The following is a 14,987-nucleotide window of genomic DNA, read 5'->3' on the forward strand; positions in this document are numbered from 1 at the left end:
AAATGAATTAAAAAGCATTGGGGCTTTACCTGAATTGATTGATTAACAAAACCACATCAATTGGAACAGGCTTTAGCCGAAATTAAGCTGAAAAAGATTTTTTAATGATCATCCCTATTTTAAAGAACGAATCGGAAAACCTATGGCCTCGACTGACTCAGTCTCCGGTAGGATGCTTTCGCTATAATCATAAATTAGGTTTTTAGTGGATTTATTGATCATCCGGAATTGGTCGAAATTGAAGGCGAAAATGATAACTATATCAAATTATTTTCTCCCTAAAATGCTTAAAATGTTTCATGCAACCGCAAATTTATTTGGCTTCTAAAATCGAGAATTTATCCCTTTCACAACAAATCCACACGCCATTTTTTTAATTAATAGAGAAATAATTTAAAAATACTTCAGCACGTAAACAGCTGTTAATAAACAACTTAAAATTTAATTGCGAAAATAATCCCTTCCTCATTACGTAAATCATCCTATTGATGTTTTTAATAACAAAGAAATAATATTTTGAAGAAGGAATTAGTAATAAAGTTTTTACGGGGTAAGTGTTCCTCTACCGAAGAACAACAACTGTATCAATGGTTGGAAAATCCGGATGAAAGGAAACTATTCAGTAGGTGGATGGAAGAAGAAATTGAAAACCCTACCATTCTTGCTAATGACCTAACGGATTACTCCCACCTGTTGCAAAGGATCCACCAAAAAGCAAATCTACCAATTAGAAAGCCTACTTTGAAATTGACAGTTATTAAAAGTTTGAAGGTAGCTGCTACACTTATTTTAATTCTTTTTACCGGATACTTTTTATCTCAGTCTTGGTTAAAAAAACAAGATAGAGCAATTGGGACATCTGATGTGACATTCATTGATCGAACCACCGGTATTGGAGAAAAGCTAACACTAACCATGCCGGATGGAACGAGAATAATTGTTAACTCAGAATCTACCATCCAATTCAGTTCAGCGTATGGTCATGAAGATCGCCTTATAACATTGAAAGGCGAGGCATATTTTGACGTTGCTCCAGATTCCTTGAAAACTTTTTTAGTTCAAACCAAGGAAGGCATGACCCAGGCCCTGGGTACAGCATTTAATGTTTCTACCAAAAACAATGCTTTTCAAGTCGCCTTGGTTGAAGGCAAGGTAAAGGTAGCCATAGGGCAGAATACTACCCACCTTACTCCCGGCCAGATGGCAGTATATAAACATGCCAAAAACAGCACTGAAATAAAGGTTAAAAAATTCAATATAGAAAAGGTAACCGCATGGAAGGAGGGCAAACTAAAAATTAACAATAAGTCACTTGGTGAAATATTGAAAGAGCTTGAATACCGTTATGGCGTTTCCTTTAAAATAGATCCGGATTTAGATTTAAAGCAGCGGATCTCAGGAACCTTTGAAAACAAAAATCTAACAAACGTACTCACAGGATTAAGCTTTTCTACAGCTTTTACCTTTGAGTTAAACGCAAAACAAGTAATTCTAAAAAAGCGCCTATGAAGAAACAAAAAACAGGGTAAACACTCCATCGCCAAATGAATCTATTTACCCTGAATGATTTTAAGTAATACACCTAAAACAACTAAAATTATGAAAAGAAAATTACTTTACCTTATAAAAATGGTATCGAAAAACATTTTGTATGGTCTGGTGATCCAGTGCCTACTCATGTCTACCTTAATGGCACATGAAATCAGTGCCCAGATTAGACCAATAGATAAAACCTATATCCAGATGGAAAGGACAGAAGGACACCTTCTGGAAATATTCGAGGATATAGAAGACAAATCCGATTACCGGTTTGTTTACCCGGCTGAAATAGTTGAGTATAAATCACAAATTACTATAAAAGACCAACTACAATCGGTTAGTGATATATTGGTGGATGTAGGATTAACCGCTCGCTTGGGATTCAAGCAAGTGGACAACACCATATATGTTGCAAAACTCAGCAGTGACGTAAACCAGTCTTCCGCAGTGATGGCAAAAATCACCGGTCAAGTGACAGATGAAAGTGGAGACCCCATTCCGGGAGCAACCATTTTGGTGGAAGGTACAAATAATGGAACTGCAACAGATCTTGATGGCAGTTACCAAATCGATGCGTCCGAGGGAGCAGTTCTTGTTTTTTCTTTTATCGGCTATAACAGCCAGAGGATCGAGATTGGAAATCAACAGACCATAAATATTGTGTTGGTGGAAGACGCCACCTCCCTCGATGAGGTTGTAGTGATCGGCTACGGAACACAGAAGAAAGTAAATTTAACAGGAGCTGTTTCCTCAATTGATGTTGGAAAAGAAACGGAGACCCGACCCATTACTTCCTTATCATCTGGTCTTTCAGGATTGGCCGCCGGCTTATATGTCAATCAAGGCAGCGGTCGACCGGGAAATGACGGAGCCACACTAAGAGTACGGGGACAAGGCACTCTCAACAATGCAAACCCACTTATAATTATTGATGGAGCTGTTGGAAACATGAATCACCTTAATCCGCAAGATGTTGAAAGCATATCCGTATTAAAAGATGCGGCTTCTGCTGCAATCTATGGATCGAGAGCGGCAAATGGGGTGATATTAATCACTACCAAGCAAGGGGCAGCCGGAGAGTTTAAGGTAAATTACAACACCTTCTTCTCATCTGCCCAGCCATCCAATGTAGTTGAGACCGTTTCCAATTATGCAGACTACATGGAGCTAATCAATGAAGGGTTTAAAAACTCTGATCCTAATGCAAATCCTATTTTCTCTCAGGAAAAAATAAACGAATGGCGTGAAAATGAGGGGGGTGATCCTTTGAAATACCCCAACACACAGTGGGTAGATGAGGTTTTTCAGAAAAACATTGTACAAAACCACAACCTGTCGTTTTCCGGTGGAAGTGAGACAGTAAAGTTCTTTGGATCATTTGGTTACCTGGACAATCCGGGAATCATTGAGCGCTCAGGATATGAAAGGTATACTGCCAGGATCAATTTAGAGGCAGATTTAAAGCCTTGGCTGACCTTAGGTACCCAACTGAATGGAGTGGTGGCGAATACCGATATTGGTACCAATCAAATTGGTTCGGTTTTTCAATATGCAGGAGCAAGCACTCCGGGAATGATCCTTCGTGCTCCTGATGGACGTTATGGAGGCCCAAACAATCCTGAAGATGACCCCCAAGCCAATAATGTGTTGCATAACCTAAACAGTCAAAGAGGTGATATTAAACACAACAAATTGAACTCCAGATTTTATGGGAAATTACGACCTATCAAAGGATTGAGTATTGAAGGTTCCTTTAATTACACCTTCGACGATTATTTGGAATATTCTCAACCTGTTTTTAATAACAGATGGGATTTTTATACCAATACCATTTCTAGAAATGCTGTAGGTAGAACTTCTGTAAGAAATCGAAACACAAAATATAACAATTATTTTATGGATGGTGTAGTTCGATATGAGGGAGAAGTTGCAAGCAAGCTGTCTTACAATCTTATGGTTGGGGCTAGTCAAGAACATTATACCTATTCATGGTTTCAAGCAAGCAAATACGATCTTATAGATCCGGCATTGAGTGTATTAGATGCTGCAACTTTGGATGCTGCTGCCAATGGCAATGCTGCTGAATATGCCATGCAATCCTACTTCGGAAGAATGAATCTATCTTGGGACGACAAATATTTATTTGAAGCCAATATTAGGCGAGATGGTACATCCAGATTCGCTAAAGGTACCAGAAGATGGGGTGTTTTCCCTTCCTTTTCTGCAGGATGGAGAATTTCTGAGGAAGATTTCTTTAATGCATCCTGGCTTCCTAATCTAAAAGTTAGGGCATCTTATGGTTCACTTGGAAACAATGCAGTAGGCAACTACGAATATCAAGCGGTTTACAATGCAGCCAATTATGTTTTAAATGACAACCTATTTGTAGGCTTTGCCCAAACTGCATTATCCAATGCAGCATTGACTTGGGAAAGCACTTATATTTCAAACATTGGTTTAGATTTTGACCTGTTTGATTTCAAATTAGGGGGCTCTATTGAAGCATTCGATAAGGTTACCAAAAACATCCTGATCGATTTACCCGCGCCTCTAGTGGTAGGGAATGCCAGTATTCCTAAACAAAATGCTGCTGAGGTACAAAACCGAGGAATTGAACTCAACTTAAATTACCGCGACCAGGTAGGAGAATTCTCTTATAATATTGGAGGTAACTTTACTTTCGTAGACAACCGCGTAACCCGTTACAAAGGGGAGGAAAGAACAATCAACGGAAGCAACCTAATTCAGGAGGGATATGCAATCAATACACAATATATCTTGCTTACGGATCGATTGATTCAAACTCAGGAAGACCTGGATGTGGTTTCACAGATGATTGCAGATGCCCCTATTGATCCATCTACAGGAAATCAGAGAAATCCATTTGCAGCTTATGGAACCCCGACTTTGGGTGACTTTTTGTACGCAGACACGAACGATGATGGTATCATAAATGACGATGACCGGGTGACTGTGGGGCATGGAACAGCTCCTCGTGTTTCTTACGGCATCAACCTTGGCTTTAATTGGAAGGGCTTTGACTTTTCTGCCTTACTTCAAGGTACATCAGGACTTCACGCTGTTTGGCGAGACATCTATAACACCACTGGTGTAAGGTGGGGATACCAAATCAATCAGGAAATCGCTGAAGGAAGATGGTATGAAGGAAGAACCGATGCCACTTATCCAAGATTACTAAACTATGTAGATTCAAGAAATCTCCGTGCTAGCGATTTCTGGTTGCAAAACAAGGCTTATATGCGATTGAAAAATGTTCAATTGGGGTATACGATTCCTAGAGAAATAACGCAAAAATTTAAAGTTGAAACTTTAAGGGTCTATGGAAGCCTTGAGAATTACCTAACATTTACCCAGTACAAGGGATTTGATCCTGAAGTTAGCGGGACGCAGTACCCCACGCTTAAGCAGGCATTGTTAGGACTAAATATATCATTTTAAAAATTCAGGAGAAGATGAAAAATATATTGATTTTATTTTCGCTATTGATCTTGGGCGGGTGTTATGAAATGGATACCCAGCCATTTGATAAGGTTAGTGCCGGAAGTTTTTGGAAAACTGAAGAACATGCATTACAAGGTATAATGGGGGTTTATGCAGACATGAAAGACCCATATCTTTTTGGGCTATATAACATGTTTGATAACGTCACTGACATTGCAATAGGTTATGATGGACAAGGACTTGGCAATATAATTGATGGGAATTTTACCGATCGAACGAGCATAGTAGTTAATAGATGGAGACGTGGCTATGACGGAATCCAACGGGCTAACACAGTCATTAGAAATGTAAGTGAAATGGAAATTTCCGAAGAGGTCAAATCCACAGTAATTGGGGAGGCTAAATTCTTAAGAGCATATTTCTATTTTTACCTATTAAACTTATTTGGTGGAGTGCCATTGTACGATGAAAGCGTTGATTTAAATAAAGATTTTAATCAACTCAAAGCTCCTAGAAGTACTGAGGAAGAAGTGAGAGCCTTTATTATTGCAGATCTTGATGATGCGATCAACAATTTGCCTACCTCCTATCCACAGGAACATTACGGTCGTGCCACAAAAGGTGCTGCTACAGCACTTAGGGGAAAGGTCTATTTATTCAACAGTGAATGGGAAAAGGCCATTGAAGACCTTGAAGACGTAGTATATAATACCACCAACAATTATGGGTATAGCCTTCATGACAGCTACCCTGAATTGTTTACGCCGGTAGCTGATTCCAGCGATGAAATGATCTTTGCTATCCAAAATAAAGGTGGGGTAGGCTTTGCCTATGGCATGCGGCTGGCATTTTATCTTGGCACAAGATCAACATTCGGATCATGCTGGAACAATGGTATGCCAAGTACAACCTTAGCTGATATGTATGAAAACCTCGACGGATCTCCTTTTAGTTGGGAAGAGCATTTTCCGGGTTTTGATTCTGATAATTCCGTAAAGGAATCGGTATTTCTAGCTTCCCATAATGCAGGTGTTTTCACTTCTTTGCCCGACACGGCAAAATTGGGAGAAATTTATAGAAACCGTGATCCCCGATTGATGCAAAGTCTAGTGGTACCTTATTCTTGGCAGCTCGGATGGAATGCTAATCAGCCTAGAAATATGCAGCTTGTTATCGCCACCGGTGTCAATGAGAATTTTGGTCAAATAAGAAACAATAGGGGATGGCAAACCTATGTTTGGAGAAAGTTTGTCCCGGAAGGAAACATGAACGGCGACCTTACCAACCGTGCACATACACCTATTAATTTCCCTATGATTCGATTGGCTGATGTTATATTAATGCTTGCAGAAGCTTATAATGAGACCAACGCATCGAATAAGGCGATAACAGAAATTAATAAAATCCGGGAACGTTCCGGAATGCCGGGGCTAAATTCAGGACACCCCTCACTGAATGTGTCTGGCACTGATGAAGTGCGAGAGCGAATCATTCATGAAAGAGCTGTTGAATTGGCCGGTGAAGGGCATCGTTATTTTGACCTTAAGCGCTGGGGCTTATTGGCTCAGTATTCTGATGGCGTTATTGAGCAGGGAGTAACCGGTTCCAATCTGTTTACCAGAGGATATCAGGATAGGCACCAAATTTGGCCTATTCCAGCTCAGGAAATTGAAATCAATCCTAGTTTGAGTCAAAACCCTGGTTGGGAATAATCCAATTACAATAACATCTAGACCCGGCATGCCATTATATAAAAGGTATGCCGGGTTTATTTTTTCTAGCAATTCAATAATTATTGGTCAAAGCCGGTTTGTGGTGAGAGCTAACCAAATTTGTTGTCAGAATGGCACCTTTCCCAATCCGATATTTTTGAGGTGGGCAAATACCTTACTGGTCTAAGTTACGCTTCGCTAAACTTAGACCCGAAATGCCGAAAGTTTCCAACTTTCAATAAATAGCCTTGCATTTTTCCAAATCAATTTGATTAACGATTACTCTTCAACCAATAAGAATACCGCAATCCTATATCTCCCGACTTTATCCGAAATTTTGAGAAGAAATGGGTCTTTTACAAATATACCTTAAACCTAGATTTTTGGCTTAATTAATCCTTATCACCTAAATTGGAGAATTTTGGGCTAAAGCCCCTCATAACACCGTATTCCTTTCCGATCCCCCAGCTAAAGCTGGGGGCTATTGATTTTAGGGTTTAATTCAGAGGGTATTACTTTTTATTCGGCTTTATTCGAATTATTATCTCAATTACGATAATACCAAAGTAAGCATCTAAAATACAGCCATTTATTCAGTCAATTCTCCCTAGAAGATATTATAGTTGTAAAGGATTCATTAAATTATAACTTGAACCAATCAGATTTACCCATGCCATTTGTAAAGGTCTATTTTCATTACGTTTGGAGCACCAAAAATCGAGATCCATTTTTAAACTCCAAAGAACTAAGATCTAAGGTTTGGAACCACATTAGAGATAATTCTAAAAAGAATTGGATCTTTATCGATCACATAAATGGATACTCGGAACATTGTCATTGCTTAATTTCTCTTGGAGTTGATCAAACCATTCAAAAAGTGGCACAATTGATTAAAGGAGAATCTTCTTTTTGGATTATCAAAAACAAACTTACCCTAAATAAATTTGAATGGCAGGATGAATACTTAGCTGCATCTGTATCGGAATCCGGTGTAAAAAAGGTTAGGGAGTATATAAAAAACCAAGAGACGCATCATAAACACAAAACATTTAAAGAGGAATATTTAGCCCTTATTAAAAATTATAATTTTGATGAAATAAAGAAGTAAAATTGGGCCAGAGCCTCTAATTACAATATTCCTTTCCAATCTCCAACCTGAAGTTGTAGGCTAATGTTTTGAGATTATCAAACGGTTGAAATTCTTGGGCCATTATTTCATATTTAAGCCATACCTTATTTATTTAATAAACGAAATACCTCTATAGCCAATTAATAATAGAGTTGTGAATGTTTTTCACCCTTATTAAAACCTATAACCCATACCTATTGCCCGACGATTTATAATGTTATGATCAGTTTTATCAGCATTAAATAAATTCCCTCCCATTCCAAATAAAACCTCAAAAGTAACGCTACTTTTAACAACCCATTTGTATCCTATACTTAAACCAAGTGATAAATCTATTACATCAGGGCCTCCATTAACAGTTAGATCACCATTAATATCAGTTAATTGCTTACCATCCGTTGAGCCTAAGGTCGCAAATCCTTCAGTAAAAAAACCTGATGCATATTTTTTACCAAAATATCTCCTATAAAATGGGGATACTTGAAAATTCACATCTTCATCGTATTTTTGACTAAATGAATACAAGCCAGTTATTCCAAAAGATGACTTTTTATTTATATTTCTTTCATAGGTTCCCTCAAACAACCCAATTGTTGTAAAATAGATGTTATTTTTAACTTCATCTTTATTTTGTCCATTTACAATAAAATATTGAAACAGCATAACTATTATTAGAAATGATTTTTTCATGGCTTATAAATTATAGATAATTATATACAAATTTTAACTTTACTTAATTTATTGTTTATGTATACTTGAGTCCTTTCTTTATAAGCCAAATAGCTAAAATAATTTCTTGAATTAAAAGAGGAAATGCTATCATTATATATTCAATTGACACAACCTCAATGAGTTGAAATAAAATTAAAAATCCACCTATCATTATTAATATATTTCCTGACAGCCCCCATATTGATAGCCATATAGGAATGTTTTTTTCAATATAAAGAATAGTGTATAAAAGTAAGTTCCCCATTCCTGTCGCCACAATCACTCCTAAATGGTTAATCAGATCTCTAACGTTCTTTAATATCCCACCAACCGTTTCATAAAAAATTAAATTACCATTTATTCCTGTTACATATTTTTCACTTAAAAAAATAAATGTAGGCAATAATATAATCCCTAATAACTGAAAAGATCCGGCCATAAATCGAAACCCAATAAAGCCAACAGAAAGAATTTTTTGATTTTGTTTAAGGAGAGGGTACAGTATTAAAGAGAAACCAATAAATATAGGAACAAGAAGAAACTGGAAAAGCGCTGAAATTAAAATTTTATTTTTATTAAAATAAACAATTTCAAGATATTTTTCACTTTCTATAGCGGGGGTAACGCTTAGAATACCAACAATAATTCCAATAAAAATAAGCGTTCCGGCTATTTTTGATGTTTGTTTAATTTCCATATACTGCAAAAGTAAATGGATAAACCTGTCACTTCATTGACTAAAGTTAAGAAATTATTTATTGCTAATTATTCTCTTTCTAATTCTGCTTAACGACTCTGGTTTAACTCCTAAATAACTAGCAATCTGGTGTTGAGGAACACGCTGGACTAGTTCAGGTCTGGTTTTCAACATATTCAGGTATCTTTCCTCTGGATTAGAAGTTTTAAATTTAGCAAAGGAGTCTTGATTTTTAGCCATAATAATTTCAGCGATTACTCTGGATAAAGAATCTAATTGTGGATGTTTTTGAAATGTTTCTTTTTCTAATTCAGGATTACCTACACTAACGATGACATTTTCCATACATTCAAAATAATAATTTGATGGGGTAGCCTTACCATAGTTAGATGGTGTAACCACTTGCTCCTCCGTATAAAATTCAATCGTTTTTTCTTCACCATTTTCAATAATATAGCTTCTTATGCAACCTTTTAATAAAAAATAGCATTCAGTTGAAATTTCTCCTTCACTAAGTAGGGTTGTCCCCTTTCCAAAGCTCTTAATAAAAGTATTTTCTTTAATAGCATTTTCTAACTCCCTAGTGATTGTAGTATATTTTGAAAGGTATTTTAATATTTCATTTTTCACGGATAAATCAATTTTGAGTAGGGTGTTATAACATTTTCCAATCAATATTTTAGCAAATGAGTTGCAAAAATCCTGATTATTTAACTCGTATCTAAGCTTAAATCTTTTTGTCAATTTAAGCATTTCGAAGAAAAACTTAACCGAAAACAAAACAAAAATATCTTTTAATATATTAAAACCAGCATCTCAGGTTTATGGCTTAAAGCTTGTTAAAGTTCTCTACAGATGATTATTTGGGCTAAAGCCAAAATTTGGATGCGGTAATGGCGCCTCTTGGAAATCCTCAAAATTTGGAGGTGAACAAATTAAATGTTTATTAGCGCTATCGGGTATATATTTGGGCTAAAGCCCCTCATAACACCGTATTCCTTTCCGATCCCCCAGCTGAAGCTGGGGGCTATTGATTTGGAGAATCGCTTTTTTTGAAATTTAATTCATCTTGAATTTTTCCCTGTATTCGGTAGGGCTTATTCCTTCTTTCTTCTTGAAGAGCCTTGAAAAATAAGGAGGGTATTCAAAACCCAATTCATAGGCCACTTCAGCAACCGTTTTGTTAGGATTCAATAATATATTCTTGGCCTCATCAATCAGGTACAATTGTAAATGTTCTGTTGATGTTTTTCCTGTTTCCTTTTTGAGGGTATCACTTAAGTAACGCTGGGAAACCGACAGGTTCTCTGCAATCAGCTCAATGCTGGGAATTCCATTTTCTTGCAATTGCCCCGAATCAAAATAGTTTTCCAACTCTAGATTAAACTGCTCCAATAGATCATTTGAAAGCGCCTTCCGATTGATAAACTGTCTTTCATAAAACCGATTGGCATACTTCAATAGGGTACTCAGCTGTGAAACAATAATTTCCTTGCTAAATTCATCCTGATTGTTCTGGTATTCCAGGTCAATATTCTCCACTATTGATTCAATCTGCTTTTCTTCTCGAGGAGAAAGGTGAAGTGCCTCATTGACCGAGTAGGAGAAAAATCCATACTTTTTAATTTGATGGGCCAACTCCGTTCCCTTGATAAAATCTTCATGGAAGTTGATAGAAAACCCCTTTTGCTCAAATACAACACTACTATCCCACTGCAAAACCTGCCTGGGGGCGATGAAAAACAAAGCTCCATTGGTGAAGTCATATTTGGTTCGCCCATAATTTAAATCCCCTTTCACAATTTTTTTGAAGCTAATGGTGTAGCAATCGTTGGTGATGGGTGGTGAACTCTCTTTTGGGCAAGGTAAAAACCCATCTCCTATGGCAGAGAACACACTTAGCATGGGATGCTCCGGACGAGGAAGCTCCAGGTATTCCAAATAAGCCGATAATGTCTTAAAATGTTGCATCTTATTTATCCAATTCTATTGCTGCTTGTTGTAATTGTTTATTGTATTTGTCAATCCTTGCATGTGCAGTACCATCGACCAACAAAATCACCACCAACATGGAGATGGAGGTAATCATGCTAGCCCTCCAAATTGGTAAATTAACAAATAGAAGTAGGAGCGCACAAGCTGCAATAATTATCGGAATAGCTGTAAAAACAACATCTTCATATTCCTTTAAAGTGCTTTCAGTTCGCTCAAGTTCAGCTGCCACAAAAGCCTTTGCATCTGCATTGTAAGCTGTCTCAAATTGCGTAATTCTTGCTTTATTGGTGAAAAATAATCCTAAGCCTATGATCAATAGCAAAGCACCCGCCACTAAGGTGGGAATGATGTAGGCCTTGGCCATTTCTGTTTTCCCCAATTGCCAAAAACTTAAACTAGCCACCATAAATACCAGTCCAAAAAGGATGAAAAATGGTGTTGAAAAAAGTTCGGCTTTCGCCCAATCAATTGCTGACTTTAATATATCCATGATATTGTATTCTAAAATTACTCCAATTTATAAATTCCAATTAATACTTGTTGCCTTTTCTGACCACTCCCACAACTTATTTCCAACAGCTCTGTAATTGCTGATTCATAAGCTGTACCGCTTGTGGTTCCTGTAAAAATCATAGGTTTACGTCTTCTAATTATTCAGTCACCTTACCTTACTCACCAAATCCATTTGCTTATCTATTCTTCGCTAAGCATGATATTATTTATGGTACAAAGATAAAACTGTGGACAGTATATACTTTTACACGCATTTTCAAATCTTGTATACTTTTTGGTAAGCTGTATCAAATACTCGTTCATGCCACAGGCAATCTGACTTAACTCTTGATACATTTATATTTTTTCCAAATAATGCCATTTCAGGGACTTTTATTAAAGCCTATTTAATCCAACCAAGCTAATTGAATTGGTTCATGGCGTTTCAGGAAAAGGACGTTTCATTTATAGGGGACATTAACGCGCTGGAAATCACCGTAAATTTTGCCTCAAAATTTTGAAGGGCAAAAATCTCATCGTAATATTGCAATGAAATACAACGAAATATGGGTTTAACAAAATCAGATCTATTTACCAAAGAGCAAAATAACCTGGCACTTGTGGCCAAAGCTTTTGCTCACCCCGCACGAGTGGCCATCATTCACTTTTTAATTAAAACCAATGCCTGTGTTAATGGAGATTTGGTTCAGGAACTTGGCTTGGCTCAACCTACCGTTAGCCAACATTTAAGAGAGCTTAAAGATATTGGGATTATTCAGGGAACTATTGAAGGACCTAGGGTAAGCTATTGTATCAATCCAACAAGATGGAATGAAATCAAGGACTTATTTAACCAAACATTCGAAAAGTTTAAAAACCCTATCCAAGGGGATTGTTGTTAAAAAAAAATTTTACCAGACTTATCGTAATAATGCAATAATACAATATCAAAAATTACAAAAACCAATAAGGATTTATAATAGTAGCAAATCAACAATAGTGCAACCTAAATGAAATGATCAAAATGAAAAAAACCATCTTATCAATCTCAATAGCAATGGTTTTGCTATCGAGTTGCTCTCAAGGAAACAAAGAACAAACTGCAAATGCTCCTGTAAAGGATGTAAAGTTAGTTACAGAGGTCAAAACAGAAAATACTAGCCAACCAAAAGGAGAAGCCATTACCATGTATCCCGAACTAAGTAAATACATCGAAACCGTGAAGGCCGGTATGGAAGCTATACCCCAAGATCGTAAAAATCAACTAAAGAAAATTGCCCTTTTCGTAAAGACCAAAAAGCAATCCAATGAGGATGCAAATTTAACTTTCATTTGTACCCATAACAGTAGAAGGAGTCATATGAGTCAAATATGGGCAGCTACAGCCGCCAACTATTATAATATTGCAAAAGGGATCAATACTTTTTCGGGAGGAACTGAAGCCACCGCCTTTAACCCTAGAGCTGTAGCCGCAATGGAGCGAGCCGGTTTCTTGGTGGAAAACCCGGGTGGAGACAATCCTCACTATAAAGTAACTTTTGCCAAGGAGGGAGCTGAACTGGAATGCTTCTCTAAAAAATACGATGATCCTTCCAATATCAATGAAAATTTTGTGGCCGTTATGACCTGCTCTGAAGCAGACAAAAATTGTCCATTTATACCGGGAGCCACCTTGAGAGTCCCCATCCCTTATGAGGATCCTAAAATCGCGGATAATACCGATCAAGAAGCTTCAAAGTACGATGAAAGATGCTTGCAAATTGCTACTGAAATGTTTTACCTCATGTCACAAGTAAAAGCATAACATAAGCGATGAAAAAAATCTCGATACTTTTAATACTTACGCTTGTAGGAAGCCAAGTCAAAGCCCAATCGGTCTTTGACCAAATGAATGACTGGGTGGGGTCCCAACTGGCTGAAAGCACCGGTATAGGCGCCTATCTTTTCTTATTTATGGGTGGGGTATTGGCTAGTTTACTGCCTTGTGTTTACCCCGTTTACCCACTTACTGTAAGCTTCTTAAGGAACAAAAAAAGTAGCTTGGGTAAATTCGCTCACCCCTTGACCTATTATTTTGGATTGGCCTTGATCTATTTTATTTTTGGGCTAATAGCCTCAGTGACAGGAGGTGCTTTCAATGACATCTTACGGCTTCCATTGGCCAATCTGTCCATCGGCTTATTACTAATTATTTTGGCATTAGCAACTATTGATTATTTGCATTTACCGTTTTTTGGTGGGCAAGTAGACAGTAAACAAGAAGGGCTGGGCGGTACACTACTTATGGGTGCCGGTGCAGGCTTGCTTTCATCTGCATGTGTCGGACCTATCGTGGTGAGCATACTCGTGGCCATTGCCTCCAATGTTGAAGGAGTTACCGTAGGTTTGGCAGCAACAGCCGCATTTAAAATGATGCTTTTCGGTTTAGGAGTTGGTGTTCCGGTTTTACTCTTAGGAGTATTTGGTTTAGCGCTTCCCAAAAGTGGGAAATGGATGCTTTATGTCCAATGGGTTTTTGCTTTATTGATTGGCTATTTTGCCTATGGTTACCTTATTAAAGGCTTTAATGGACTAGGCTTAAGTGATACTGTTGGTTTTTATCTATTCATTGGCTCGGTATTGGTGTTTTTAGCCGCTTTCAATCTACAGGAAACAGGGAAAAGCAATCAGCAAAAGACAAAAATTTCCCTATACATGCTTACCGGAGTAGTTGGCTTCTTTATCATTGGTGCCAATACTCTTCCGGCAGGAAACACAGGCATGGCAGCTAGCCAAATGGCAACAGAGGGTGCTTCTAATGATAATATTGAACAAAAAGGAGAACTTACCTGGTACCTAAACAAGGAAGCTGCTTACCAAAAAGCAGCTGAAACAGGAAAACTGGTCTTTGTAGATTTTCATGGAGACTGGTGCACCAATTGTAAAGCATTTCAAAAAAACACACAGGAAGACGAAGCCTTGAATAGCGCCTTACAAAATGCCATTTTGTATAAAGTTTACGATACTTCTCCTGAATTTGAAAAATACCGAAACGACCCTCGCTTTCCTGAGTTAAAGGTAGGACTTCCTTTTTTCCTCATCACTGATGGTACCGGTAATGTTATTTATAAAACAAATGATTATACCAAAACAGAAGAAATGCAATTGTTTCTCAATTGAGGCTAAAACAGGTATTAAAACTTCAAATACAAGCCACCTAATTTAGGAGTGATATTATAACATCTCAGTTAAACCTGAAAACCAACAATTT

12 protein-coding genes are annotated in these 14,987 nt (G+C 37.4%); 7 read left to right on the top strand and 5 right to left on the bottom strand.

Going from position 1 to position 14,987, the window contains the following annotated elements:
- Positions 1 to 516: 516 nt before the first annotated feature.
- From Q4534_RS10325 to Q4534_RS10340, 4 genes are all read left to right on the top strand, one after another.
- Entirely contained in the window at positions 517 to 1,509 is a 993-nt protein-coding gene (locus tag Q4534_RS10325; RefSeq protein ID WP_303613090.1) for a FecR family protein, read from the top strand.
- A 90-nt stretch (positions 1,510 to 1,599) separates the two neighbouring features.
- Positions 1,600 to 4,998: a TonB-dependent receptor gene (locus Q4534_RS10330; protein ID WP_303613091.1), complete on the top strand. Its 3,399-nt coding sequence runs from the start codon at positions 1,600 to 1,602 to the stop codon at positions 4,996 to 4,998.
- A 14-nt stretch (positions 4,999 to 5,012) separates the two neighbouring features.
- Positions 5,013 to 6,713 carry a RagB/SusD family nutrient uptake outer membrane protein gene (locus tag Q4534_RS10335; RefSeq protein WP_303613092.1) on the top strand — a complete coding sequence of 567 codons (1,701 nt, stop codon included), beginning with the start codon at positions 5,013 to 5,015 and terminating at the stop codon, positions 6,711 to 6,713.
- Positions 6,714 to 7,383: 670 nt separating this feature from the next.
- On the top strand, positions 7,384 to 7,821 hold the full coding sequence (locus Q4534_RS10340) for a transposase (RefSeq protein ID WP_303613093.1): 438 nt from the start codon (positions 7,384 to 7,386) through the stop codon (positions 7,819 to 7,821).
- Between the two features lie 195 nt (positions 7,822 to 8,016).
- On the opposite strand, the gene Q4534_RS10345 is transcribed toward Q4534_RS10340, so the two are convergent.
- From Q4534_RS10345 to Q4534_RS10365, 5 genes are all read right to left on the bottom strand, one after another.
- Positions 8,017 to 8,532 carry a DUF3575 domain-containing protein gene (locus Q4534_RS10345; RefSeq protein ID WP_303613094.1) on the bottom strand — a complete coding sequence of 172 codons (516 nt, stop codon included), beginning with the start codon at positions 8,530 to 8,532 and terminating at the stop codon, positions 8,017 to 8,019.
- Positions 8,533 to 8,587: 55 nt separating this feature from the next.
- A complete protein-coding gene (locus tag Q4534_RS10350) occupies positions 8,588 to 9,250 on the bottom strand; it encodes a DUF4386 domain-containing protein (RefSeq protein WP_303613095.1) in 663 nt (220 codons plus the stop codon).
- A gap of 54 nt (positions 9,251 to 9,304) precedes the next feature.
- Complete coding sequence (locus Q4534_RS10355) at positions 9,305 to 9,880, bottom strand: Crp/Fnr family transcriptional regulator (protein ID WP_303613096.1); 576 nt, start codon at positions 9,878 to 9,880, stop codon at positions 9,305 to 9,307.
- A gap of 429 nt (positions 9,881 to 10,309) precedes the next feature.
- Positions 10,310 to 11,221 (bottom strand): AraC family transcriptional regulator, encoded by a 912-nt coding sequence (locus tag Q4534_RS10360; protein WP_303613097.1) that lies wholly within the window; start codon positions 11,219 to 11,221, stop codon positions 10,310 to 10,312.
- Position 11,222: 1 nt separating this feature from the next.
- Positions 11,223 to 11,735, bottom strand: a complete 513-nt coding sequence (locus tag Q4534_RS10365) for a hypothetical protein (RefSeq protein ID WP_303613098.1) — start codon at positions 11,733 to 11,735, stop codon at positions 11,223 to 11,225.
- 568 nt (positions 11,736 to 12,303) lie between these two features.
- Here Q4534_RS10365 and Q4534_RS10370 point away from each other — a divergent pair.
- The 3 genes from Q4534_RS10370 to Q4534_RS10380 all read left to right on the top strand — a co-directional run bounded on the left by Q4534_RS10370 (position 12,304) and on the right by Q4534_RS10380 (position 14,896).
- Entirely contained in the window at positions 12,304 to 12,639 is a 336-nt protein-coding gene (locus tag Q4534_RS10370; protein ID WP_303613099.1) for a helix-turn-helix transcriptional regulator, read from the top strand.
- A gap of 122 nt (positions 12,640 to 12,761) precedes the next feature.
- The gene (locus Q4534_RS10375) at positions 12,762 to 13,541 is read left to right on the top strand and encodes a protein-tyrosine-phosphatase (RefSeq protein ID WP_303613100.1); all 780 of its coding nucleotides are present in this window, start codon (positions 12,762 to 12,764) and stop codon (positions 13,539 to 13,541) included.
- Positions 13,542 to 13,549: 8 nt separating this feature from the next.
- The gene (locus Q4534_RS10380) at positions 13,550 to 14,896 is read left to right on the top strand and encodes a protein-disulfide reductase DsbD (protein ID WP_303613101.1); all 1,347 of its coding nucleotides are present in this window, start codon (positions 13,550 to 13,552) and stop codon (positions 14,894 to 14,896) included.
- Positions 14,897 to 14,987 lie beyond the last annotated feature (91 nt).

It is taken from the genome of Cyclobacterium sp. 1_MG-2023 (genome assembly GCF_030546805.1).
Taxonomy (GTDB): domain Bacteria; phylum Bacteroidota; class Bacteroidia; order Cytophagales; family Cyclobacteriaceae; genus Cyclobacterium.

What these genes read in the sequence shown, in the direction of transcription:
- Q4534_RS10330 (WP_303613091.1), top strand. Translation starts at nt 1,600, where the DNA reads ATGAAAAGAAAATTACTTTACCTTATAAAAATGGTATCGAAAAACATT.
- Q4534_RS10335 (WP_303613092.1), top strand. Translation starts at nt 5,013, where the DNA reads ATGAAAAATATATTGATTTTATTTTCGCTATTGATCTTGGGCGGGTGT.
- Q4534_RS10340 (WP_303613093.1), top strand. Translation starts at nt 7,384, where the DNA reads ATGCCATTTGTAAAGGTCTATTTTCATTACGTTTGGAGCACCAAAAAT.
- Q4534_RS10345 (WP_303613094.1), bottom strand. Translation starts at nt 8,532, where the DNA reads ATGAAAAAATCATTTCTAATAATAGTTATGCTGTTTCAATATTTTATT.
- Q4534_RS10350 (WP_303613095.1), bottom strand. Translation starts at nt 9,250, where the DNA reads ATGGAAATTAAACAAACATCAAAAATAGCCGGAACGCTTATTTTTATT.
- Q4534_RS10360 (WP_303613097.1), bottom strand. Translation starts at nt 11,221, where the DNA reads ATGCAACATTTTAAGACATTATCGGCTTATTTGGAATACCTGGAGCTT.
- Q4534_RS10365 (WP_303613098.1), bottom strand. Translation starts at nt 11,735, where the DNA reads ATGGATATATTAAAGTCAGCAATTGATTGGGCGAAAGCCGAACTTTTT.
- Q4534_RS10370 (WP_303613099.1), top strand. Translation starts at nt 12,304, where the DNA reads ATGGGTTTAACAAAATCAGATCTATTTACCAAAGAGCAAAATAACCTG.
- Q4534_RS10375 (WP_303613100.1), top strand. Translation starts at nt 12,762, where the DNA reads ATGAAAAAAACCATCTTATCAATCTCAATAGCAATGGTTTTGCTATCG.
- Q4534_RS10380 (WP_303613101.1), top strand. Translation starts at nt 13,550, where the DNA reads ATGAAAAAAATCTCGATACTTTTAATACTTACGCTTGTAGGAAGCCAA.